The following is a 22,136-nucleotide window of genomic DNA, read 5'->3' as shown; positions in this document are numbered from 1 at the left end:
CTCAGACCGTGGCGCCGTCGAGCACGCTCGCGGGGAGAGCCGCGAGGTAGTGCTCGACGTCGAGAGCGGCGACGGTTCCGGATGCTGCCGCCGTGACCGCCTGGCGGTAGGTGATGTCGAGCACGTCACCCGCGGCGAAGACGCCGGGGATGTTGGTGCGGGAGCTGCGACCGTCGACGGCGATGGTGCCGTCGACGGTGAGGTCGAGCTGCCCGTGGACGAGGTGCACGCGGGGGTCGTTGCCGATCGCGATGAACAGGCCGGTCGCGTCGATCGTCGTCTCGGTGCCGTCGACGGTGTCGCGCAGGCCCAGTCCGGATACGAGCTCGTCGCCGTAGATGCGCTCGACCTGCTTGTTGAACAGGAACTCGATCTTCGGGTTCGCGTGAGCGCGGTCCTGCATGATCTTCGACGCGCGGAGCGACTCCGAACGGTGGATGATGTAGACCTTCTCGGCGAATTTGGTGAGGAACGTCGCCTCTTCCATTGCCGAGTCTCCGCCGCCGACGACCGCGATGGTCTTGTTGCGGAAGAAGAAGCCGTCGCACGTCGCGCACCACGAGACACCGTGGCCGCTCAAACGCTCCTCGTCGGCGATCCCGAGCTTGCGGTAGGCCGATCCGGTCGCGTAGACGACCGTGAGGGCCTCGTGAACGTCACCGTTTCCGAGGGTCACGCTCTTCACGTCGCCGGAGAGGTCGACCGAGACGACGTCGTCGAGAACGACCTCGGCCCCGAATTTCTCTGCCTGGGCCTGCATGTTCATCATGAGCTCGGGGCCCATGATGCCCTCCGGGAAGCCGGGGAAGTTCTCGACCTCAGTGGTCTTCATGAGCTCGCCGCCGGCCTCGACCGAGCTCGCGATCACGAGAGGGGAGAGGTTGGCGCGAGCCGCGTAGATCGCCGCGGTGTAGCCCGCGGGACCCGAACCGATGATGATGACCTGTCGCAAGGGAGTGTCTCCAGTTTCTGATTGCGGTGAGGTGTCGTTACCGCGTCGAGCGTTACAACACAGTGTATGGACTGGCTATTCCATGCCGCTGAGTCGGCGTCACACCGCCGCCCGAGGGCGGACTCAGCGGGAGCGACGGATGCGTGCGGTCACCTTCGAGAGCGCGCCTGCGGCATCCGGGTTCCGCATCAGAAGTAGCACAGCCGCGTAAACAGCGAGCATCACGATGCCCGCGAGAGCGATGACCGCGACGGCCGCGACGAGGCTGCTCTGACCGAAGCCGGCGGGGGTGTACCCGCCGGTCGCCGCGAGGACGCCGGCTCCCGCGGCCCCCGCGACGAGTGCTCCGACGAGGTACTGAGCGTGGCGACGCACGAGAAAGCGCCCGCCGATGGGGCCGAGATGACGACGCAGGAGGAGGAAGGTGAGCACGAACTGCACGAGGCTCGCGAGCACCGTGACGAGGGCGATGCCGAAGACGATGAACTCCACCGGGAGTCGCGTGCACGCGAACGCCCCCGCGACGAAGACCCCCGCCTTCGCGGTCTCGATGAAGAACGGGGTTCGCGTGTCTTCGAGCGAATAGAACACGCGCTGCAGAACGAAGACGGCGCTGAAGGGGACGAGACCGATGGCGAACGCCATGATGACGATCGCCATGGCCGCGACGTTGTCGAACCCGCCGCTCTCAAAGGCCCTCGCGAACGGGAACGCGACGACGAGGAGCGCGATCGACGCGAAGGTGATGAAGAGTCCGATCGCCGTGAGGGAGGAGCGCACGTCGGCGCGGACTCCCGCAAAGTCCCCGGTCGTGGCGTGACCGCTCATCCTCGTGAAGTAGGCGGTCGCGATCGACACCGCGATGACGGAGTGCGGGAGCATGAAGATGAGCCAGGAGTTGGCGAGAGCGGTGCTCGAGGCCCCCTCGCCCGTGGCGAGAGTCGCGACCTGGCTCTGGACGACCCCCGCGAGCTGGGTCACGAGGATCATGCCGAACACCCAGCCGGCGGCTTTGCCCGTGCGGGCGAGACCCACACCGCGCCACTGGAAATCGGGGCGGTAGGAGAGGCCGGCCCGGCGCCAGAAGAACACGAGAACGAACGCTTGAGCCGCGACCCCGAGCGTCGCGGTGCCCGCGAGCACGGCGATGCGCGAGGCATCCCAGACCCCCACGTCGGAGTTGTCGGACGCGCCCCCGAAGAGCACCTGGAAGAGCACGAGCGAACCGATGACGACCACATTGTTGACGACGGGGGCCCACGTGAACGGCCCGAACACCTTGCGGGCGTTGAGAACCTCCCCGAGGAGGCTGTAGAGCGCGTAGAAGAGCACTTGCGGCAGACACCAGTAGGCGAACGCCGTCGCGAGGGCGATGCCCTCGTCGCTGAACCCCCGCCCGCCGCCCGAATCGCTCGCGGCATAGACCGCGACGAGCACGGGCGCGAGAAGCGTGACACCGATCGTGATGACGATGAACGAGACCGAACCGAGGGTCACGATCTTGTTGATGTAGCGCTGACCACCGTCGTCGTGCAACCCGGCGCGAACGATCTGGGGCACGAGGATGGCGCCGAGGAGGCCGCCCGCGATGAGCGCGTAGATGTTGTTGGGAAGCTGGTTGCCGACGGCGAAGGCGTCGGCGGGAACACTCGCGACCTGCCCGATCGTCGCGGCGAGCACGATGACCTTGACGAAGCCGAGGATGCGCGAGACGAGGGTTCCGGAGGCGAGGATCGCGCTCGCGCGACCGAGACCGGAGCGCGCGGGTTCTGGAGCGTCTCCCGGGAGAGCGTCGGTCATCGATCCGCCTTCTCGGGGTCTGTCGGTGTCGGGTCGGCGGGTGTCGGGTCGGCGGGTGTCGCGTCGGCGTCTCCGTCGTCGTCGCTGTCGTCGGCGATGTCATCGCCGCTGCCCTCGCGTCTGCGGATGCGCCGGATGGTGCGGATGATCCCGAGGACGAAGACGAGCACGACGAGAATGAACAGAACCGTCGTGACCGTGGTGTCCCACCCCGCTCGAACGTCGACCTCGACGGAGGTCGGCGAGCCGATCGCAACCCCGTCGCCGCTCGCGAGAGAGATGTTGACGAGAACCTGGCCGTTCGCGACCGAGCGCACCGGAACGAGTGCTCGCGTCTGGGATCCGGGCGGCACCGTGATCTCGACGAGGGGATCCTGCACGTCGAGGATTCCGGTCTGCGGGCGAACCGTGACGTAGACCGTCGCGGGCACGTCGAGCTCGTTGACGATCGGGATCGGAAGAGCGGCGTTGTCGGCCGCGAGCACGAAGTCAGTCGTCGACGCGAGTTGCACCGACGCGACCGTTTGAGCGCTGTCGGCGACGAAAGAGTCGACGGCCGTCGGCCACGCGGACGAGGCGAGGTCGGTCGCCCACTCCTGCGACGAGAGAGCGAGGTGCTCGAGCCGCGAATCGGCGGTGACGGCGAGAGGGTCGTCGAGCACGGTCGCGAACTGCACGACGCTCGCCTCGGCCTCCGCGAGGTCGGCGAGCCTGTCGAGCCTTTCGGAGTCGACGGGGGACTCCACGAGGGTCGCGGGCACGGGATCCTGTGACCGCACCTCGGAGAGCGTCGACGTGTCGAGCCACGAGAGAGCGGCGATGGCCCGCGCGGTCTGCTCGACGCGATAGACCCCGAGACCCGAGTTGCGGTCGAATGTCGCGAACACGTCGGCGGAGGCATCCGGGTCGGCGGAGACGACGAGAGCGAGCGCCCCGGTGAGGCGAGCCATAGCGGCACGCCACTCGTCGGTCGTCGTCGCATCGACGGCATCACGCAGCAGGTCGGAGACGAGGTCGTCGGAGACGACGGCGTCGTGCTCCCCGATCGCGACGGTGCTCGGGATCGTGCTCGCGACGGAAGCATCCGGGGCGACGGAAGCCGAATCGAGGATCGTCGTCGGGAGGCCGGACTCGGTGAAGGTCGCGAGGTCGGCGGTGACGACCGAGGACTCCCGCGGCCAGGCCACCCCCTCCACGCTGTAGTCCCACGCGAGGATGCTCGATGTCGAGGGCACGCTCGAGCCGTCGGGCGAGACCGAGGGGGTGGGCGAGGGGTCGGGGACCGAGCTCGTCGACGGCCCCGGGCTCGACCCGGGGGTCGATCCCGGGGCCGTGTCGGTGTCGTCGTCGGGCGTCGAGCCCTCGGTGTCTTCCGGTGCCTCCGAGGCGGGGGCGTCGTCGAAGCGTGCGGGGTCGAGGTCGAATCCGACCGGGCCGAGCACGCCTGAACCCGCCTGGCTCGTCGCCGAGATGTCGGAGTCGCCGTAGGCGAGGGGGAACGTCTCGTTCTCGATCTCACGGAGGCGCTCGAGCCACGCCGTCGCCGACTCCGGCGCGTCGACGCCGAGAGCACGGATGGAGGCGATGATGCGCGGATCGATGCCGACGGCGATGTCCCGATCGCCGACCTCGTCGAGCTGGTTCGACAGCAGCCCGTCGGGCTCGGTGTAACTCGCGAGAGTCTCGGCGTCGAGGAGGCCGGCGGCGGTGACCGGAACCGTGAGGGGCATCGCGAGAGCGAGGCTCGACCCCGACTGCACCGAACCCGGATCGATCGTCACGACCGAGGCGCCCGCGCCGAGCGGTTCACCCCCCGAGGTGATCTCGGCCGAGACGACGTGGGCGCCGAAGGCGTCGGACGTGATCGACGTGAGTTCGTCGTTCTCGAGCACGATCGGGTCGAGTTCGATCGACCTGCCGGCGTCGAGCGATGGAACCGCGGTGCGGGCGATCTGCACGCGCGAAGGCGACGGAACCGCCGAGGGCGACTCGAGCTTGTCGAGGAACACGTCGCGATCGGTGGCGACATCGCGATCGAGAACGACGACGGCGGTCGCCCGCGGCTGCGTCTCGCCCGTATTGTTCTCGACCCTCACGACGAGCGAGAGGTCGGAGCCGTCGGAGACCGTGCCCGTCGACGACGGCACGATCTCGACAGACAGCTCGGTGGGGAGTTCGGCGACCGGGGTCTCATCGACCGGGCTTTCGTCGTCGGCTGCCTCATCGGTTTCGTCGCCGGGTGCCTCCTCGGCCGACTCGGTGACCGCCGCTGAGGCGGTGACCTCCGCCCCCGCGATCCGGTCGGTGCCGAGGGTCGCGGGCGCGAGCAGCGAACCGGCGATGAGGGCCGCGGAGAGGAGGGATGAGATGAGAGTCATGGGAACGGCCGCACACCCGATGGCAGGGTCGGCAAGAGCGATTCTAGGGTGCGGGCACCCGAGGGGCGCCGTCTGCGCCGGGCAGGTCGTGGCCTGGTCGCGGCCCGATCGCGGCCCTGCCGCACCGACGGCCTGTGACAAACTTTGCAGCATGGACAGCGTCGCTACCGCCGTGCAGCGCCTCGACGCTCTCGCTTCGTCAGCCCCCGTGGCCCGGCTCGCGCGCGCCTTCGAGGCGGCCGGACACGAGCTCGCTCTCGTCGGCGGCCCCGTGCGGGACTCCCTCATCGGTCGCGAAGTCAACGACCTCGATTTCGCCACCGACGCTCGCCCCGACCGCATCCTCGAGATCGTCAAGCCGCTCTCCGACGCCCACTGGGACATCGGTCGCGAGTTCGGAACCATCGGGGCCCGCATCGACGGCCACACCATGGAGATCACGACCTACCGGACGGATGCCTACGACGGAGCGAGCCGCAAACCCGTCGTCGAGTTCGGGGACTCCCTCGAAGGCGACCTCGTGCGTCGTGACTTCACCGTCAACGCGATGGCACTGCGGTTGCCGAGCCGCGTGCTCGTCGATCCCTCCGGCGGGGTCGAAGACATCCTCGCGAAGCGACTGACGACCCCGGGGCCCCCCGAGCGTTCGTTCGGCGACGACCCGCTGCGGATGCTGCGCGCCGCGCGGTTCACGTCGCAACTCGACTTCGCGATCGACCCCGCGACCCTCGGCGCGATGACGGCGCTCGCCGAGCAGCTGTCGATCATCTCGGTCGAACGCATCAGCGACGAGCTCGCCAAACTCCTCCTCACCCCCCGGCCGCGCGTCGGGCTCGAAGTGCTCGTGCAGACGGGCCTCGCGGCTCTCGCGCTCCCCGAACTTCCGGCGCTGAGGCTCGAGATCGACGAGCACCACCACCACAAAGACGTCTACGAGCACAGCCTCACAGTGCTCGACCAGGCGATCGAACTCGAGCGGTCGCGGGGTCTCGAGGGGGCCCCGGACCTCGTCGTGCGCATGGCGGCGCTGCTGCACGACATCGGCAAACCGTCGACCAAGCGCACCGAGCCCGGCGGCGTCGTGACGTTCCACCACCACGACGTGGTCGGGGCCAAGCTCGCTGCGAAGAGACTCAAGGCCCTCCGCTTCGACAAGCAGTTCATCTCGGATGTCTGCAGGCTCATCGAATTGCACTTGAGGTTCTTCGGCTACACCGAGGGGGCGTGGACCGATTCCGCGGTTCGGCGCTACGTGCGCGACGCCGGACCACTCCTCGAGCGCCTGCACGTTCTCGTGCGCGCCGATGTAACGACCCGCAACCGTCGCAAGTCCGACAGGCTCGGGTTCGCCTACGACGACCTCGAGCAGCGCATCGCGGTGCTCTCGGAGCAGGAGGAGCTCGCGGCGATCCGCCCCGACCTCGACGGCGAGCAGATCATGAGCATCCTCGACCTGCGCCCGGGGCGCGAGGTCGGTCAGGCCAGGGCGTTCCTGCTCGAGCTGAGGCTCGACGAGGGCGAGCTCGGTGCCGAAGAAGCGGAGAAGCGACTGCGTGCGTGGTGGGCCGCGCGGGAGTAGGCCCCGCCGAACGGCCCAGGGATCGGGCCGGTCGAACCCCTAGCTCAGCTCGGCGATGAACGCCTCGAGAAGGTCGCGCGCGACAGGGTCGGGCATCTGCTGCGGGGGCGACTTCATGAAGTAGGCCGACGCTGCCTCGACCGGTCCACCCTGTCCCGCGTCGAGCGCCATCTTCGCAGCGCGGATGGCATCGATCACGACACCCGCGGAGTTGGGGGAATCCCACACTTCGAGCTTGTACTCGAGCGACGTCGGAGCGCCGCCGAAACCGTGACCCTCGAGGCGCACGAAGGCGAGCTTGCGGTCGTCGAGCCACGGGATGTGGTCGCTCGGGCCGATGTGCACGTCGCGCGCGTTGATCTCGTTGTCGATGTTGCTCGTCACAGCCTGGGTCTTCGAGATCTTCTTCGACTGCAGGCGACGGCGCTCGAGCATGTTCTTGAAGTCCATGTTGCCGCCGACGTTGAGCTGGTAGGTGCGGTCGAGCACGAGCCCGCGCTCCTCGAATAGTCGCGCGAGAACCCGGTGCGTGATGGTCGCGCCGAGCTGGCTCTTGATGTCGTCACCCACGATCGGCACCCCTGCCGCGGTGAATTTAGCCGCCCACTCGGGGTCGCTCGCGATGAATACGGGCAGAGCGTTGACGAATGCGACCCCGGCGTCGATCGCCGCTTGCGCGTAGAACCGCGCGGCGTCTTCCGAGCCGACGGGCAGATAGCACACGAGCACTTCGGCGCCGCTCGACCGCAGGGCCTCGACGACGTCGACGGCTGCGACATCCGACTCCTCGACCGTCTCGCGGTAGTACTCGCCGAGACCGTCGAGCGTGGGTCCGCGCTGGACGGTGACCCCGGTCGGGGCGACATCTGCGAACTTGAGGGTGTTGTTCTCGCTCGCCCAGATGGCGTCGGCGAGGTCGACACCCACCTTTGCGTCATCCACGTCGAAAGCGGACACGAACTCGATGTCGCTCACGCGGTAGGGACCGAACTGCGAGTGCATGAGCCCCGGGATGACGTCATCGGCCGCGGCGTCCCGATAGAACGTCACGCCTTGCACGAGAGCGTTGGCACAGTTTCCGACACCGACGAGGGCGACACGAAGCGACATGGGGTAGGACTCCTTGATAGTTGCAGTACTCACTGACTACACTAGGCAGGTTGCCCGGGCTCCCGTTACACGGTGGCCCGCAACACATGCAGAACCCTCCTGTCACAGACCGTCTGTGACCGTTTCAGTCCGAAGGAGGTGGGTTAGTCATGCATCAGTACGAACTCATGGTCATTCTGGATCCCGAGATCGACGAGCGCACCGTTGCTCCCAGTCTCGACAAGTTCCTCAACGTCATCCGCAACGATGGCGGCACGATCGACAAGGTCGACGTGTGGGGCCGCCGCCGTCTCGCATATGAGATCAACAAGAAGACCGAGGGCATCTACGCCGTCGTCGCCTTGACCGCGAACTCCGCCGCAACCGTGGAGCTCGACCGCCAGCTGGGTCTCAGTGAAGCCGTCATGCGCACCAAGGTGCTGCGTGCCGAAGAGGCCATCGCTCAGGTCGAAGAGGCCGCGAAGCTCTCCGCAGAGAAGGCCGCCCGCAAGGCAGCCGCTCCGTCGAAGCCCGCCGCATCCGACGCCGCTCCCGCAGCTCAGGCCGCCGAGTAGTCGATGGCCGGCGAAACCGTAATCACCGTGGTGGGCAACCTCACGAGCGACCCCGAGCTGCGCTACACGCAGAACGGGCTCGCGGTTGCGAACTTCACGATCGCCTCGACGCCGCGCACCTTCGACCGCGCGGCGAACGACTGGAAAGACGGCGAGGCCCTGTTCTTGCGCGCGAGCGTGTGGCGTGAATTCGCCGAGCACGTCGCCGGCTCTCTCACGAAGGGTGCTCGCGTCGTCGCTACCGGTCGACTCAAGCAGCGTTCGTACGAGACCAAAGAGGGCGAGAAGCGCACGAGCATCGAGCTCGAGGTCGACGAGATCGGTCCGTCGCTGCGCTACGCGACCGCTCAGGTGACACGCGCGTCGAGCTCACGTGACGGCGGGGGCGGTGGTGGCGGTGGAAACCGCGGCCAGGTCGCCGACGAGCCGTGGGCACCGTCCGCACCGGCCGCTCAGGGTGGTGCTTCGGGCGGGAAAGACGTCTGGAACACTCCCGGCAGCTTCAACGACGAGACCCCGTTCTGATTCTCAGAACCCCTCGTTCGACAACTTCTACTGAAAGCAGATAAATCATGGCTGGAAAGAGCAGCGGCGATCGCCGTAAGCCCCTCCGGACCGCCAAGGGCGGCAAGAACGCCGCCCCGGCGAAGTCCATCCGCGTGGGTGTCATCGACTACAAAGACGTCGCGACCCTTCGCAAGTTCATCTCGGAGCGTGGAAAGATCCGCGCCCGTCGCATCACCGGTGTCTCCGTGCAGGAGCAGCGCCTCATCGCCCGCGCCGTCAAGAACGCGCGCGAGATGGCTCTGCTTCCCTACGCCGGCTCGGGCCGTTAAGGAGCATCGACATGTCAAAACTCATTCTCACGCACGAGGTCACCGGCCTCGGCGCGCCCGGTGACGTCGTCGACGTCAAGAACGGCTACGCGCGCAACTTCCTCATCCCCCAGGGCTTCGCGGTGACGTGGAGCCGTGGTGGCGAGAAGCAGATCGACCAGATCAAGGCTGCCCGCGCTGCGCGCGAGCACGCCACGATCGAAGAGGCGAAAGACCTCAAGGCCAAGCTCGAGGCCACGAGCGTCAAGCTCACGGTCAAGGCCGGCCAGGGCGGTCGACTGTTCGGTTCGGTCAAGGCGTCGGACATCGCTGACGCTGTCGCCGCTCAGGGCATCGGCTCGGTCGACAAGCGCAAGATCGAGATCACCACCGCCATCAAGGCGACGGGTGAGCACGAGGCGACCGTGCGTCTGCGCGACGACCTCATCGCGACGATCACCCTCCAGGTGGTTGCCGCGAAGTAGCACGACCTCATCGCGACGGCGGTGTCGGGCCTCAGGCCCGGCGCCGCCGTTTCGTCGTCTTGTCAAGGTTTTTATGCACAGCACGGCGTGTCGAGCGAAAGTCTCAACCTCGTGTTTACCCCTGTTTCTACACACAGGCATGTGACAATGAAACCCCTGGTGAGAGGGGAGTGAAGGGCTGAAGTGGAGGAGTTCTACACAGATCTCTCCACAGCTTGCCCACACAGCAGCCGCGATTTCTCCCGTTAATTCCACAGTTTTATCCACAGGGGCGCTTGGGGTCGTCGCTCACCTCTTCCTAGGGTGTGATCCGGCCCCCGGGGTGTCGTTCGACGCCGTACCGGCGTCGGCCCCGCGGACCCTCCCGACCGGCATGTCGGATGACGGTAGCGTGCGATAGAACTCAGCGAGAAGGAGGTGTGCGATGTCGATCACTCATCTGGGAATCGCTCAGTCAGGCCAGTCATCCGATTCTCGGAGCGACCAGCAGCGCCAGTCGGAGCGCACCCCACCCCACGACCTGCTCGCCGAGCAGAGCGCCATCGGCGGAATGCTCCTGAGCAAAGACGCCGTGGCCGATGTCGTCGAGTCGGTGCGCGCCATGGACTTCTACATGCCGCGTCACGAGATCATCTTCGACGCGATCCTCTCGCTCTACTCCCACGGCGAGCCCACCGACGTCATCGCGGTGACCGACGAACTCATGAAGAGCGGCGAGCTCACGCGAGCGGGTGGCGCCGACTACCTCCACACGCTCACGGGGCTCGTGCCCACCGCCGCCAACGCGGGCTACTACGCCACGATCGTCGCCGAGAAGGCTGTTCTGCGCCGGCTCGTCGAAGCGGGAACGCGCATCGTGCAGATGGGGTATGCGAGCGAGGGCGAGGTCGTCGATCTCGTCAACAACGCTCAAGCCGAGATCTACGCCGTCACGGGCGGCGTCGAAGCAGAAGACTTCATCCCTCTGACCGTCGCCGTCGAGACCGCGATCGACGAGATCGAAGCGGCCAAGGGTCGCGATGGCTCGATGACGGGAGTGCCCACGGGCTTCGCCGAGCTCGACGAGCTCACGAACGGTCTGCACGGCGGGCAGCTCATCATCATCGCCGCGCGTCCCGCGCTCGGTAAGTCGACTCTCGCGCTCGACTTCGCCCGCGCGGCCTCGATCAAGCACGACATGCCGTCGATCTTCTTCTCGCTCGAGATGGGGCGCAGCGAGATCGCCATGCGACTGCTCTCGGCCGAGGCATCCGTTCCGCTGCAGAACATGCGCAAGGGAACCGTCGACTCCCGCGACTGGACGACGATCGCGGCGACGCGCGGACGCATCAACGACGCGCCCCTCTACATCGACGACAGCCCCAACATGACTCTCGTCGAGATCCGTGCCAAGTGCCGGAGACTCAAGCAGAAGGTCGGCTTGAAGATGGTCATCATCGACTACCTGCAGCTCATGACGTCGGGCAAGAAGGTCGAGTCGCGGCAGCAAGAGGTGAGCGAGTTCTCTCGCGCGCTCAAGCTCATGGCGAAGGAGCTCCAGGTTCCTGTCATCGCGCTCTCGCAGCTCAACCGTGGACCCGAGCAGCGCTCCGACAAGATGCCCGCGCTCTCCGACCTCCGCGAGTCGGGTTCGCTCGAGCAAGACGCCGACATGGTCGTGCTGCTGCACCGCGAGAGCGCCTACGAGAAAGAGAACCCGCGCGCGGGCGAAGCCGACCTCATCGTCGCGAAGCACCGCAACGGCCCCACGCGCACCGTCACGGTCGCGTTCCAGGGGCACTTCTCGCGCTTCACCGACATGGCGCCCGGCGGCTGATCGGATCAGAGCGCGACCTCCAGGTCGGACGGCGGATCTTCGGGGCACAGATGACCGTGTCCGTGGTCAAGGGGATCGCCGCTCCGGCATCGGCGGATTCGACGCCGGGCGAGCGCGCGTAAACTCGAGTGGCACATCCGGCCGACACACTCGAGGAGGGCCCGACCCATGAACACTCGTTCAGTCGACCGGACCGACGATCCGGCTCAGCGCGCGGCCTACTGGCCGATTCCCCTCGTCCGCGCTGTTCCCGCGGCGATCACGGCCGTCGTCATCACCTTCTCGCTCGACCACTCCGCAGAGCTCGGTCTGCTCGCCTTCGGCCTGTTCGCGGGCATCAGCGGCGCTCTCGTCGCGATCACCGCGGCCGCTCGCTTGCGAGGCACTCCCTCGCGGAGCTACCTCATCGCCCAGGGCGCCGTGAGTGTGCTCGCGGGAGTGCTCGCCTTCGTCGCACGCGAAACGAACGTCGGCGCGATCTTCGTTCTCGTCATCACGTGGGCCGTGCTCACCGGGGGCCTCGAGCTCTACAGCGGTGTGCGCGCACGCCGACGCCACGTCGCCGCGGTCGACTGGATGACCACGGGAGGTCTCACTCTCGCGTTCGGCGTCGCGTTCGCGTTCATCCCGCCCGACTTCACCCTCGCCTTCAGCGGCGAGGAGGAGGGGGTGTCGGGAGTGCTCGACGCCGCCGTCGTCGCGGTCGGCTTGCTCGGAGCCTATGCTGCGATCATTGCGGTGTACCTCGTGATCGCCGGACTCTCGGCCAAGTGGGGAACCGACACGGCGCCGGGCGCCACGAACGGCGCCGAGCAGGGCGCGAACGCTGTGAAGGGCGAAACACTGTGACCACCCCGAGCCGCCGCGAGCGCTTCCGCCCCCTCGAACTGCTCGCATTCTCCGGTGGCGCCGCCATCGTCGTGGGCCTCGTCGTGCTCATGTCGACGCGGCAGTTCGACATCACCTTCATCGGCGCCGGAATCGTCTTCATCGTGACGCTCGTGGTCATCGCGATGCTCGCCCTCGTGGCGACCCCCGACGATGCCGAACAGACCGACATCGACGGTCAGACGGCGACGAGCAAGAGCGAGAACGCCGCTCGCGACGCCGCCTCGCGCGAGCTGCCTCCCCGCGGGCCCGACGAGGGCCCGACCTTCCACTAGGCGCCCGTCGAGGCCGTCAGCGGTCGAGTCGGCTCACGAGCTGGCTCGCGAGACCCGAGTAGTCGGGCGGGGTGAGCGCGCGCAAGCGGGCTTTGGCGTCGGGGCCGATGTCGAGACCGTCGACGAACTCGACGAGCTCGGCCTGACCGACGCGTCGGCCGCGCGTGAGGTCTTTGAGAAGGGCGTAGGGGTCGGAGATCGAACTGCGACCCGCCGTGATCTCGGCGCGGATGACCGTCTGGATGGCTTCGCCGAGGATCTCCCAGTTGCCGTCGAGGTCGGCGGCGAGACGAACGCGGTTGACGTCGATCTCGCCGAGCCCGCGGCGGATGTTGTCGAGCGCGAGCACCGAGTGACCGAGCGCCACGCCGATGTTGCGTTGCGTCGTCGAGTCGGTCAGGTCGCGCTGCAGCCTGGAGGTCACGAGGCTCGCGGCGAGGGAGTCGAGAAGCGCGCTCGCGATCTCGAGATTCGCCTCGGCGTTCTCGAAACGGATCGGATTGATCTTGTGCGGCATCGTCGACGACCCGGTCGCACCCGCCTGGGGGATCTGCGTGAAGTATCCGAGAGAGATGTAGCTCCAGACATCCGTCGCGAGGTTGTGCAGAATGCGACCGGCGTGACTCACGCGCGAGTACAGCTCGGCCTGCCAGTCGTGCGACTCGATCTGCGTCGTAAGCGGGTTGAACTCGAGCCCGAGGCGCTCGACGAACGAGCGGGCGATCTCGGGCCAGTCCTCGTCGGGCGCGGCAGCGAGGTGGGCGGCGAACGTGCCCGTGGCCCCGCTGAACTTGCCCAGGTAGCTCGTGGCCTCCACCTGGGCGACCACGCGGCGAACGCGGTGCACGAAGACGGCGAACTCCTTGCCGACCGTCGTGGGGGTCGCGGGCTGACCGTGCGTGTGGGCGAGCATCGCGTCATCGCGGTGGGCGTGCGCGCGGTCGTCGAGAACGGCGACGACCGCCTCGACCGCAGGCAACCAGACATCCGTGATCGCCGAGCGGATCGTGAGGGCGTATGCGAGGTTGTTGACGTCTTCGCTCGTGCACGCGAAGTGGGTGAGTTCGGCGATCGATGAGAGCCCGAGGGCGTCGAGTCGCGCACGAACGTAGTACTCGACGGCTTTGACGTCGTGGCGCGTCGTCGCCTCGAGGGCCGCGAGCTCGTCGATGTCGGCCTGACCGAAGTCGGTCACGAGGGCGCGCAGCGACTCCTTGGCCGAGGCCTCGAGAGGCGTCGACCCGAACAGTGACCGGTCGGTGAGCTCGATGAGCCACTCGACCTCCACGAGAACGCGCGCGCGGTTGAGCGCCGCCTCGGAGAGGTGCTCCCCGATCGTCGAGACCGCGGAGCGGTAGCGTCCGTCGAGGGGGCTGATGGGCTGGTCGGGCAGAGTCATGGGGCTCCCAGTCGTATTCCCGGCTTGAGTTGCCGGAAGAGGGCGTCGCTCGCCCTCTCGATCATGTCGAGCACGGCGTCGAACATCGCCGCGTCGGAGTAGTAGGGGTCGGGCACGTCGATCTGCGCGGACTGCTCGTGATCGAAACTCAGCAGGAGGGCGACCTTGCCGCGGTCGGCGTCGCCGGGCGCCCACGCCTTGATCGTGCGCTCCTGGCTGCGGTCGAAGACGACCACGAGGTCGAGCCTGTCGAACCACGCGGGGTCGAACTGCCGCGCGCGATGGGCGGATCCGTCGTGCCCGCGGGAGGCGAGCGCATCGGCGGTGCGGTGGTCCGATCGCTCGCCGACGTGCCAGTCACCCGTGCCTGCGGATTCGACCGAGATCGCGCCCTCGTAGCCCGCCCGCTTGACGATGTCGCGGAATACGACCTCGGCCATGGGAGACCGGCAGATGTTTCCCGTGCAGACGAAGCAGATGCGGAACACCGGCGCCTCGGCGAGGGCACGGTCGAAGCTCATTGACCCATTGTGGCCCACAACGGTGCCGCCCGGCCGGTCTCCCGGGTCGGGGTCCCGCCCTCCCCCGCGCGCCGGGCGACTCTGCCTCCGCAGTCTCGTCGACCCCGCCGCGAGGCGCGCGGATGATTCGACAGTCTGGGTGCGAGCCAGAACCGAAGGGACCCCGTGATGGCTCGACCACCCCACGACGCGGAGCACCGCGTGATCGCCCCGCCCGACGTTCTCGTCGACCTCTCGTCGGCGTGGGATTCCCGTCGTGCTCGCGTCACGGGCGAACGGGCGGCGCTCGATCCGATTCTCGCCGAGCGGGCGGCGGCTCTCGCCGCCGCGAGCGCGCTCTGGAACGAACTGCGCGCCACGGTGCCGCTCACGGCCGACACCGGCTGGGCGGGGCCCGCGGAGCGGATGTTCCACACCGCCGTTCTCGAGCTCGGCGAGACCATGGCGCGAGCGTCCACGACCCTCTCGGCGGCCGCGGAGGCGACGACGCGGGGACGCGTCGCTTTGCAGAGCTATCCGTGACAGGCGGCGAGGGCGTCGGGGGCGGCGCCGACGACCGCTCGATCACCGTGAGTGGCGGGGGCGTCGTGTCCGTCGCAACCGCAGACCTCTATCGTCTCGCGCACAGCCTCGATCGTGTCGCGGCCGAGGCGGAGGCGGGCATCCGGTCTCTCGATCGCATCGAGGCGTCGGTGACGGCGACGCAACTCGAGGCGGCAGACGCGATCGGGGTGTTGGCCGGCGCCGAGAGCGGCGTGGCCGAGGGGCGGGCGATTCTCGTGACGATCGCCGCTCGCGCCGCCGCACTCGCTCGCGCCCTGCGCGCGAGCGCCGAGATCTACGGCGCGACGGATGACCTCGTCGACGGTCTCGCGCGCGGTCTCACGTCGCGAGTCGGCGCCGGCGTCGGACTCCTCGCGTCGACGGTCGGCGTGCTCCTCCTCCCGGGGGTCGTGTCGGCGCTCGCGGCCGGGGGCGGTCTCGCTGGTGCGCTCACCGCTCTCGCGCCCGAGCAGGCGCTCGCCGTCGGCGAGGCGACACGGCGCTGGGTCGGCGAGCGGAAGACGCTGCTGAGCGACCCCGCTCTCGTGACCCTCGTGAGGCACGCGGTCATGGGTGTCGACGACACCCTCCTCGGCGTGGCACGAGTGCCGGGGGTCGTCACCGAACTCCTCGGAGACGACGGACTCGGGCTCGTCGGCCTCGCGACCTCGGCGTCGCTGCTGATCGCAGCGGGTGGGGCCGTGGGTGCGCTGAGAGAAACGGAGGTGCGGGTGCGCCGGGCCCCACCGCCGGGGTCGAGCGGACCCTCGACGACGACACCGAGCAACGCGGCCCTGTCGGTGCCGCCGCCGACCTCGGTGCCGACGGGGATCGCCGACCGCGCGGCGAGGGTCCCTTCGGGTTCCGCTCAAGTGCGCATCGACCGCATCGACGAGAGCACGGGTCCCCGTTTCGAGGTGTTCGTGGCCGGCACGGTCGACCCGTCGCTCGAAGCGACCAAGGAGCCGTGGGACATGACGAGCAACGTCACGGCTATCGCCGGGGGCGATGCGGCGTCGGTGCGCGCCGTCGAGCGTGCGATGGCGCTCGCGGGAGTCGATGCGCAGACCCCCGTGGTCATGACGGGCTATTCGCAAGGGGGTCTCATCGCGGCGACCGTCGCGGCGAGCGGAGACTACGACGTGCGCGGGGTCGTGACGCTCGGGGCGCCGGCGGGCCAGGTCGCGGTTCCCGCCGAGATCCCCTGGGTCGCCCTCGAGCACACCGACGACCTCGTGCCGGCCGCCGGGGGAACGTGGGCGACGGATGACGCGGTGGTCGTGAGGCGGAGGGCCGTGGGCGAAGACGAGGAGGCGACGGCATACGCCCTACCGGCGCATCGATTCGACGAGTACGAGCGCACGGCACGGCTGACGGATGCCGCAGGCGAGTCACGCGTGGAGGCGGCGCTCGCCGCCATGAACGCGGGCCCTCCGAGCGGCGAGGCCCACCCGCCCCGCGTGACGAGCACGTGGTTCGAGGCGGAGCGGGTGCCGCGCGACGAGACACTCACGCGAGTGGGGTGAGAGTCGGGCGGTGCCGCAGACCGCGCCGGGTCAGCGGCGGTGGTCGTCCCGGCCGACGACGGGCCGCAGGATGACGCTGATGAGCCAGCTCAGGAGCGCGAGCACGAGGGCGCCGAGCACACCCCACCAGAAGCCGTCGACCTCGAGGCCGAAGCCCGTGAACGAGGTGATCCACGCGACGAGCAGCAGCAGGAGACTGTTGACGACGAGAGCGAAGAGACCGAGGGTCAGGATGTAGAGCGGAAACGCGACGATGCGGATGAGGTTGCCGAGCACTCCGTTGACGATGCCGAAGACGAGGGCGACGAGGAGGTAGGTGAGAACAGTCGCGAGGGTGTCGTCGTTCTCGTAGGGAACCACGGTGACTCCCGCGACGATGAGGGTCGTGAGCCACAGTGCCACGGCGTTGACCACGAGTCGTACGAGGAATCTCTTCATGGCCCCATGATGCCCGGCGCGCCCGCGGGTGTGCAATCGGTGTGACCCGACAGCGCAGACCCGGGGAGCGCTCGGGCCGCCCCTACACTCGTCTCGTGACTGAACCGACCGGATCGCGTGTTCGCCTCCGCCCCGACATACTCGCTCTCGCGGCCTACCGCCAGGGCAAGCCGGCGCCCGAGAGCGCGTTCAAGCTCTCGTCGAACGAGAACCCCTTCGAGCCCATCGGCGCCGTCGTCGAGGCGATCGCCGCGGCATCCGTCAACCGCTACCCCGACGGATCGGCCGCCGCCGTGCGCGCGCGCCTCGCCGAGCGACACGGGGTCGCCGCCGAGAGGGTGCACGTGGGCGCGGGCTCGGTTGCGATCCTCTCCCAGCTCATCCAGGCCGCGGCGACCGTCGGAGACGAGGTCGTGTTCGCGTGGCGATCGTTCGAGGCGTACCCCGGCCTCGTGACCGTCGCGGGCGCGACGAGCGTCACCGTTCCCCTCATCGCCGAGACGGGGGAACACGACCTCGAGGCGATGGCCGACGCGATCACCTCGGCGACGAGGCTCGTGCTCGTGTGCAGCCCCAACAACCCGACCGGCACGACCGTGACGGCGGCGGCGTTCGCGAGTTTCATGACGCGCGTTCCGAGCGACGTGCTCGTGGTGCTCGACGAGGCGTACGCCGAGTTCGTGACCGATCCCGACGCCGTATCGGGCACGCCCGACCTGCTCGACCGGCACCCGAACCTCGTCGTCTTGCGCACCTTCTCCAAGGCCTACGGGCTCGCCGGACTCCGGTTCGGCTACGCTCTCGGCCCCGAGTACGTGCTCGACGCCGCGCGCACCACCGCCGTGCCCCTCTCGGTGATCGAGGCGGCCCAGCGCGGTGCGATCGCGGCCCTCGACCACGAGGCCGAGTTGCTCGACCGTGTCGCGCGCCTCTCAGCCCTGCGGGACGAGGTGTGGCAGGCGCTCCTCGACCAGGGGTGGAGCGTTCCGAGACCCCAGGGGAACTTCGTCTGGCTCGCGACGGGCGAACACTCCGTGCGCGCTGCCGAGATCTTCCTCGAGCACGGTGTGGTCGTGCGAGCGCTCGGAGACGACGGCATCCGCGTGTCCATCGGCGAGCACGAATCCGTGGACAAACTCCTAAGGGCTGCCCGAGAGGTTGTGCGACACCTACCAATGTCGCCCGGCGCGCCCGCACTAGATTAGAACTTCGACGTCGGGCGACCGGCGTCGCGCCGTGTCGGCAGCGCCCGATGAACGAACAGGACTGCGAGGTCACCGTGGCACGATCCGCTTATGTAGCTCCCCCCGTCGAGACCGTGCGGATGCTGTCGACCGAGGGCACGATGTCGGTGACAGGTGCCTCGGAGGAGTACCTCCCCTACGTCGAGGCCCTCAGCGACGAGCAGCTGCGCCGTTTCCACCGTGACATGGTCGTCATCAGACGGTACGACGTCGAGGCGGCCAACCTGCAGCGTCAGGGCCAGCTCGCCCTGTGGGTGCCGAGCATGGGTCAGGAGGCCGCGCAAGTCGGTTCGGGCCACGCGGCGAAAGCCCAAGACCACATCTTCCCGGCGTATCGCGAGCACGCCGTCGCGATGATCCGCGGCGTCGACGTGCTCGACATCATCCGTCTTCTGCGCGGGGTGACCCACGGAGGGTGGAACCCCGCGGAGTCGGGCAACTTCCACCTCTACACGCTCGTGATCGCCTCGCAGACACTGCACGCGACCGGATACGCGATGGGGATCGGGTTCGACGGCACGACGGCGACGGGCGACCTCGACACCGACGAGGCCGTGCTGGTCTACTTCGGCGACGGGGCGATGAGCCAGGGTGACCTCAACGAGGCGCTCGTGTTCGCCGCGAGCTATCAGACGCCCCAGGTCTTCTTTCTGCAGAACAACCACTGGGCCATCTCGGTTCCGGTGAGCGTGCAGTCGCGGGTTCCGCTCGTGCAGCGTGCAGCCGGGTTCGGTGTTCCCGGGGTGCAGGTCGACGGCAACGACGTGCTCGCGAGCTACGCCGTCACCGCGGCGAGCCTCGACGACGCGCGCAGCGGCCACGGCCCGCGATTCGTCGAAGCGCTCACCTACCGCATCGGGGCGCACACCTCGTCGGACGACCCCACGAAGTACCGCGCCGACTCGGAGCTGCAGTCGTGGATCGCGCGTGACCCGATCCAGAGGTTCGAGACCTACCTGCGCTCGCGCGGCGAGGCTGACGCGTTCTTCGCCGACGTCGCGACCGAAGCCGAGGATTTCGCCGCAGACATCCGTCGTCGCACCCTCGAGCTCGAATCGCCCGCCGCCGACCTGATCTTCGACAGTGTCTACAGCGAACCGCACCCCCTCACGAGCGCGCAGAGCGACTGGCTGAGCCGCTACGAGTCGTCGTATGGAGAAGACGCATGACCGACCTCGACGCCGACGCCCCGGCAATCATCGACACCTCTACCGGCGGAGACACCTCGCCCGTCGGTGACACCGACGCGCCGCACCGCGAGGCGGCCGATCGCGAGGCGGCCGGGCTCCGCGCCGCGGCGACCCCCGACGCTCGCGCCGGTGTCGCAGCCGGAGCAGCGGATGCCTCGGCCCTCCCCGCGACCGGAACCGTGACGATGCCGCTCGCCAAAGCGCTCAATGCCGGACTCCGCGCCGCGATGGCCGCCGACGACCGCGTGCTGCTCATGGGCGAGGACATCGGTCCGCTCGGCGGGGTGTTCCGCGTGACCGAGCACCTGCAGCGCGAGTTCGGGGCGAAGCGCGTGCTCGACACCCCCCTCGCCGAGTCGGGAATCGTCGGCACCGCGATCGGGCTCGCGATGCGCGGCTACCGTCCGGTGCTCGAGATCCAGTTCGACGGCTTCATCTTCCCGGGCTTCGACCAGATCACCTCGCAGCTCGCGAAGATGACCAACAGGCACGAGGGCCAGATCCAGATGCCCGTCGTCATCCGCGTTCCCTACGGCGGACACATCGGTGCCGTCGAGCACCACCAGGAGAGCCCCGAAGCCTACTTCGCGCACACGCCCGGCCTGCGCCTCGTGAGCCCGAGCACGCCCAACGACGCCTACTGGATGATCCAGGAGGCAATCGCCTCGAACGACCCGGTCATGTTCTTCGAGCCGAAGAGCCGTTACTGGCACAAAGGTCCGGTCGACCTCGATCAGAGCGCGGTGCCGCTGCACTCCAGCCGCGTCGTGCGCACGGGAACGGATGTCACCGTCGTCGGCCACGGCGCGATGATCACCGTTCTGCTGCAGGCCGCCGAACTCGCCGCCGCCGAGGGGACGAGCATCGAGGTCGTCGACCTGCGCTCGCTCTCCCCCATCGACTACGACCCGATCGTCGAGTCGGTGCGCCGCACCGGCCGGCTCGTCGTGGCCTCCGAAGCGCCGGGGCACGTGAGCGTCTCGTCGGAGATCGCGGCGACCGTGACCGAGCGCGCCTTCTATTCGCTCGAATCCCCCGTGCTGCGGGTCACCGGATTCGACGCGCCGTTCCCCCCGGCCAAACTCGAAACGGCCTACCTGCCCGACGCCGACCGCGTTCTCGAAGCGGTCGACCGGGCCCTCGCCTACTAGGCACGAAGGACACACATGAGCACGCAAGACTTTCTCCTCCCCGATGTCGGCGAAGGCCTCACCGAAGCCGAGATCGTGTCGTGGAAGGTCGCCGCGGGCGACACCGTGACCGTCAACCAGGTGCTCGTCGAGATCGAGACCGCCAAGTCGCTCGTCGAACTGCCGTCGCCGTTCGCGGGGACCGTGACCGCGGTGCTCGTCGACGAAGGCGCGACCGTCGACGTGGGCTCCCCCATCATCACGGTCGCGAGCGGGGCGGATGCCGCAGCGACGGGTTCAGCAGACGACGCGGGTTCGGCGAGCCTGGCCCCGGTCGCCGCCGCAGCTCCGGCCGCTGACACGGGTGCAGACACCGTCGCCGACACGGCCGCGAGCATCGCGGTCGAGAACGGTTCAGCCGACGACGAGAAACCCGGCGCGGTTCTCGTCGGATACGGCATCAAGGGTGCGGTCGCGTCGCGTCGCCGCCGGCCCACCCCGGGTGGGCAGACGGCACCCGCGGCCCCGGCAGCCGCGACCGAACCTCGCCCCGCCCCGGCGGCGCCCGTGCGCCCGAGCTCGGTGCCCGCGGCATCCGCCCTCGGGATCATCGCGAAACCGCCCATCCGCAAGCTCGCGAAAGACCTCGGGGTCGATCTGCAGTCGGTGCAGGCCACGGGTCTCGTCGGCGAGATCACGCGCGACGACGTTGTGCGGGCGGCGAGCCAGGCGAGCCTGTTCCGCAACATCGAGACCCCCGAGTGGTCGCCGGAGCGCGAGGAGCGCATCCCGGTGAAGGGCGTGCGCAAGGCGATCGCGACCGCGATGGTCAAGACGGCATACAGCGCGCCGCACGTGAGCCTCTTCGTGGACGTCGACGCGACGCGCACGATGGAGTTCGTGAAGAGGCTCAAGACCTCGACCGATTTCGCCGGAGTCAAGGTCTCCCCCCTGCTCATCATGGTCAAGGCGATGATCTGGGCCGTGCGCCGCAACCCGACGGTCAACGCGCAGTGGACCGACGAGGAGATCATCGTCAAACACTTCGTCAACTTCGGCATCGCGGCGGCGACCCCGCGCGGGCTGCTCGTGCCGAACATCAAAGACGCGCAAGACCTCTCGCTGCTCGACCTCGCGAAGGCGATCGAGCAGCTCACCCTCACGGCGCGCGACGGCAAGACGACGCCGGCCGACATGGCGGGCGGCACGATCACGATCACCAACATCGGTGTGTTCGGTATGGACACGGGAACCCCGATCCTCAATTCGGGCGAGGTCGCGATCGTCGCCCTCGGCACGATCAAGCAGCGCCCGTGGGTGTACGACGGCGAGGTGCGCCCGAGGTTCGTCACGACGGTCGGGGCGAGCTTCGATCACCGCGTCGTCGACGGCGACGTGGCGAGCCGGTTCCTCGCCGACGTCGCGAGCATCATCGAGGAGCCCGCGCTCCTCCTCGAGTAGCGCGCGGCCCCGCCCCCGCGCACACCCCACCC

21 protein-coding genes are annotated in these 22,136 nt (G+C 68.5%); 14 read left to right on the top strand and 7 right to left on the bottom strand.

Annotated elements, in window-relative coordinates; all coding sequences use genetic code 11:
- Window position 1: 1 nt before the first annotated feature.
- The 3 genes from trxB to ACLHG5_RS11070 all read right to left on the bottom strand — a co-directional run bounded on the left by trxB (window position 2) and on the right by ACLHG5_RS11070 (window position 5,130).
- Window positions 2-952, bottom strand: a complete 951-nt coding sequence (gene trxB, locus ACLHG5_RS11080) for a thioredoxin-disulfide reductase (protein ID WP_411316651.1) — start codon at window positions 950-952, stop codon at window positions 2-4.
- 123 nt (window positions 953-1,075) lie between these two features.
- On the bottom strand, window positions 1,076-2,752 hold the full coding sequence (gene murJ / locus ACLHG5_RS11075) for a murein biosynthesis integral membrane protein MurJ (RefSeq protein ID WP_411318855.1): 1,677 nt from the start codon (window positions 2,750-2,752) through the stop codon (window positions 1,076-1,078).
- The gene (locus tag ACLHG5_RS11070) at window positions 2,749-5,130 is read right to left on the bottom strand and encodes a DUF6049 family protein (protein ID WP_411318853.1); all 2,382 of its coding nucleotides are present in this window, start codon (window positions 5,128-5,130) and stop codon (window positions 2,749-2,751) included. The genes murJ and ACLHG5_RS11070 overlap by 4 nt, the downstream gene beginning before the upstream one ends.
- Window positions 5,131-5,281: 151 nt before the next feature.
- Between ACLHG5_RS11070 and ACLHG5_RS11065 the strand changes: the two genes are divergently transcribed.
- Window positions 5,282-6,709 carry a CCA tRNA nucleotidyltransferase gene (locus ACLHG5_RS11065; protein ID WP_411316654.1) on the top strand — a complete coding sequence of 476 codons (1,428 nt, stop codon included), beginning with the start codon at window positions 5,282-5,284 and terminating at the stop codon, window positions 6,707-6,709.
- Window positions 6,710-6,748: 39 nt separating this feature from the next.
- Here ACLHG5_RS11065 and ACLHG5_RS11060 read toward each other — a convergent pair whose 3' ends face one another.
- Window positions 6,749-7,819 (bottom strand): inositol-3-phosphate synthase, encoded by a 1,071-nt coding sequence (locus ACLHG5_RS11060; protein ID WP_411317279.1) that lies wholly within the window; start codon window positions 7,817-7,819, stop codon window positions 6,749-6,751.
- A 149-nt stretch (window positions 7,820-7,968) separates the two neighbouring features.
- Here ACLHG5_RS11060 and rpsF point away from each other — a divergent pair, with 149 nt between their 5' ends.
- The 7 genes from rpsF to ACLHG5_RS11025 all read left to right on the top strand — a co-directional run bounded on the left by rpsF (window position 7,969) and on the right by ACLHG5_RS11025 (window position 12,652).
- Window positions 7,969-8,373, top strand: a complete 405-nt coding sequence (gene rpsF, locus ACLHG5_RS11055; protein ID WP_411316655.1) for a 30S ribosomal protein S6 — start codon at window positions 7,969-7,971, stop codon at window positions 8,371-8,373.
- Between the two features lie 3 nt (window positions 8,374-8,376).
- Complete coding sequence (locus tag ACLHG5_RS11050; RefSeq protein ID WP_411318851.1) at window positions 8,377-8,898, top strand: single-stranded DNA-binding protein; 522 nt, start codon at window positions 8,377-8,379, stop codon at window positions 8,896-8,898.
- 47 nt (window positions 8,899-8,945) lie between these two features.
- Window positions 8,946-9,209, top strand: a complete 264-nt coding sequence (rpsR, locus tag ACLHG5_RS11045) for a 30S ribosomal protein S18 (protein WP_411316657.1) — start codon at window positions 8,946-8,948, stop codon at window positions 9,207-9,209.
- 11 nt (window positions 9,210-9,220) lie between these two features.
- Window positions 9,221-9,673, top strand: coding sequence for a 50S ribosomal protein L9 (gene rplI / locus ACLHG5_RS11040; protein WP_411316658.1), 453 nt, complete (start codon window positions 9,221-9,223; stop codon window positions 9,671-9,673).
- A 424-nt stretch (window positions 9,674-10,097) separates the two neighbouring features.
- A complete protein-coding gene (gene dnaB, locus ACLHG5_RS11035; protein WP_411316659.1) occupies window positions 10,098-11,489 on the top strand; it encodes a replicative DNA helicase in 1,392 nt (463 codons plus the stop codon).
- A gap of 168 nt (window positions 11,490-11,657) precedes the next feature.
- Entirely contained in the window at window positions 11,658-12,338 is a 681-nt protein-coding gene (locus tag ACLHG5_RS11030; RefSeq protein WP_411318850.1) for a hypothetical protein, read from the top strand.
- The gene (locus ACLHG5_RS11025; protein WP_411318849.1) at window positions 12,335-12,652 is read left to right on the top strand and encodes a hypothetical protein; all 318 of its coding nucleotides are present in this window, start codon (window positions 12,335-12,337) and stop codon (window positions 12,650-12,652) included. Before ACLHG5_RS11030 ends, ACLHG5_RS11025 begins: the two co-directional genes overlap by 4 nt.
- Before the next feature lie 16 nt (window positions 12,653-12,668).
- Here the strand turns inward: ACLHG5_RS11025 and purB are convergent, their stop codons facing one another.
- Entirely contained in the window at window positions 12,669-14,051 is a 1,383-nt protein-coding gene (gene purB, locus ACLHG5_RS11020; protein ID WP_411318848.1) for an adenylosuccinate lyase, read from the bottom strand.
- The gene (locus tag ACLHG5_RS11015; protein WP_411318846.1) at window positions 14,048-14,572 is read right to left on the bottom strand and encodes a low molecular weight protein-tyrosine-phosphatase; all 525 of its coding nucleotides are present in this window, start codon (window positions 14,570-14,572) and stop codon (window positions 14,048-14,050) included. Before ACLHG5_RS11015 ends, purB begins: the two co-directional genes overlap by 4 nt.
- A gap of 168 nt (window positions 14,573-14,740) precedes the next feature.
- On the opposite strand from ACLHG5_RS11015, the gene ACLHG5_RS11010 reads away from it, so the two are divergent.
- Both ACLHG5_RS11010 and ACLHG5_RS11005 read left to right on the top strand, forming a co-directional pair.
- Window positions 14,741-15,094 (top strand): hypothetical protein, encoded by a 354-nt coding sequence (locus ACLHG5_RS11010; protein ID WP_411318845.1) that lies wholly within the window; start codon window positions 14,741-14,743, stop codon window positions 15,092-15,094.
- Complete coding sequence (locus ACLHG5_RS11005; RefSeq protein WP_411318844.1) at window positions 15,091-16,641, top strand: hypothetical protein; 1,551 nt, start codon at window positions 15,091-15,093, stop codon at window positions 16,639-16,641. The genes ACLHG5_RS11010 and ACLHG5_RS11005 overlap by 4 nt, the downstream gene beginning before the upstream one ends.
- Window positions 16,642-16,671: 30 nt before the next feature.
- Here ACLHG5_RS11005 and ACLHG5_RS11000 read toward each other — a convergent pair whose 3' ends face one another.
- Window positions 16,672-17,079, bottom strand: a complete 408-nt coding sequence (locus ACLHG5_RS11000; RefSeq protein ID WP_411316666.1) for a phage holin family protein — start codon at window positions 17,077-17,079, stop codon at window positions 16,672-16,674.
- A 95-nt stretch (window positions 17,080-17,174) separates the two neighbouring features.
- Between ACLHG5_RS11000 and ACLHG5_RS10995 the strand changes: the two genes are divergently transcribed.
- The 4 genes from ACLHG5_RS10995 (at window position 17,175) to ACLHG5_RS10980 (ending at window position 22,104) form a co-directional block, all read left to right on the top strand.
- Entirely contained in the window at window positions 17,175-18,284 is a 1,110-nt protein-coding gene (locus tag ACLHG5_RS10995) for a histidinol-phosphate transaminase (RefSeq protein WP_411318843.1), read from the top strand.
- 119 nt (window positions 18,285-18,403) lie between these two features.
- Window positions 18,404-19,492 carry a thiamine pyrophosphate-dependent dehydrogenase E1 component subunit alpha gene (locus tag ACLHG5_RS10990; protein WP_411318998.1) on the top strand — a complete coding sequence of 363 codons (1,089 nt, stop codon included), beginning with the start codon at window positions 18,404-18,406 and terminating at the stop codon, window positions 19,490-19,492.
- A 206-nt stretch (window positions 19,493-19,698) separates the two neighbouring features.
- Window positions 19,699-20,664 carry an alpha-ketoacid dehydrogenase subunit beta gene (locus ACLHG5_RS10985; RefSeq protein WP_411317281.1) on the top strand — a complete coding sequence of 322 codons (966 nt, stop codon included), beginning with the start codon at window positions 19,699-19,701 and terminating at the stop codon, window positions 20,662-20,664.
- 15 nt (window positions 20,665-20,679) lie between these two features.
- Entirely contained in the window at window positions 20,680-22,104 is a 1,425-nt protein-coding gene (locus ACLHG5_RS10980) for a dihydrolipoamide acetyltransferase family protein (RefSeq protein WP_411318842.1), read from the top strand.
- The last annotated feature ends 32 nt before the right edge of the window (window positions 22,105-22,136 follow it).

This window comes from Marisediminicola sp. LYQ85 (genome assembly GCF_046600695.1).
Taxonomy (GTDB): Bacteria; Actinomycetota; Actinomycetes; order Actinomycetales; family Microbacteriaceae; genus Marisediminicola.
Note: the sequence above shows the minus strand (reverse complement) of the source record. Positions and strands in the feature narration are given on the sequence as shown.

Excerpts from the sequence above, each read along its gene's own strand:
- murJ (WP_411318855.1), bottom strand. The coding sequence starts at position 2,752 with ATGACCGACGCTCTCCCGGGAGACGCTCCAGAACCCGCGCGCTCCGGT.
- ACLHG5_RS11070 (WP_411318853.1), bottom strand. The coding sequence starts at position 5,130 with ATGACTCTCATCTCATCCCTCCTCTCCGCGGCCCTCATCGCCGGTTCG.
- ACLHG5_RS11065 (WP_411316654.1), top strand. The coding sequence starts at position 5,282 with ATGGACAGCGTCGCTACCGCCGTGCAGCGCCTCGACGCTCTCGCTTCG.
- ACLHG5_RS11060 (WP_411317279.1), bottom strand. The coding sequence starts at position 7,819 with ATGTCGCTTCGTGTCGCCCTCGTCGGTGTCGGAAACTGTGCCAACGCT.
- rpsF (WP_411316655.1), top strand. The coding sequence starts at position 7,969 with ATGCATCAGTACGAACTCATGGTCATTCTGGATCCCGAGATCGACGAG.
- ACLHG5_RS11050 (WP_411318851.1), top strand. The coding sequence starts at position 8,377 with ATGGCCGGCGAAACCGTAATCACCGTGGTGGGCAACCTCACGAGCGAC.
- rpsR (WP_411316657.1), top strand. The coding sequence starts at position 8,946 with ATGGCTGGAAAGAGCAGCGGCGATCGCCGTAAGCCCCTCCGGACCGCC.
- rplI (WP_411316658.1), top strand. The coding sequence starts at position 9,221 with ATGTCAAAACTCATTCTCACGCACGAGGTCACCGGCCTCGGCGCGCCC.
- dnaB (WP_411316659.1), top strand. The coding sequence starts at position 10,098 with ATGTCGATCACTCATCTGGGAATCGCTCAGTCAGGCCAGTCATCCGAT.
- ACLHG5_RS11030 (WP_411318850.1), top strand. The coding sequence starts at position 11,658 with ATGAACACTCGTTCAGTCGACCGGACCGACGATCCGGCTCAGCGCGCG.
- purB (WP_411318848.1), bottom strand. The coding sequence starts at position 14,051 with ATGACTCTGCCCGACCAGCCCATCAGCCCCCTCGACGGACGCTACCGC.
- ACLHG5_RS11015 (WP_411318846.1), bottom strand. The coding sequence starts at position 14,572 with ATGAGCTTCGACCGTGCCCTCGCCGAGGCGCCGGTGTTCCGCATCTGC.
- ACLHG5_RS11010 (WP_411318845.1), top strand. The coding sequence starts at position 14,741 with ATGGCTCGACCACCCCACGACGCGGAGCACCGCGTGATCGCCCCGCCC.
- ACLHG5_RS11000 (WP_411316666.1), bottom strand. The coding sequence starts at position 17,079 with ATGAAGAGATTCCTCGTACGACTCGTGGTCAACGCCGTGGCACTGTGG.
- ACLHG5_RS10990 (WP_411318998.1), top strand. The coding sequence starts at position 18,404 with ATGCTGTCGACCGAGGGCACGATGTCGGTGACAGGTGCCTCGGAGGAG.
- ACLHG5_RS10985 (WP_411317281.1), top strand. The coding sequence starts at position 19,699 with ATGCCGCTCGCCAAAGCGCTCAATGCCGGACTCCGCGCCGCGATGGCC.
- ACLHG5_RS10980 (WP_411318842.1), top strand. The coding sequence starts at position 20,680 with ATGAGCACGCAAGACTTTCTCCTCCCCGATGTCGGCGAAGGCCTCACC.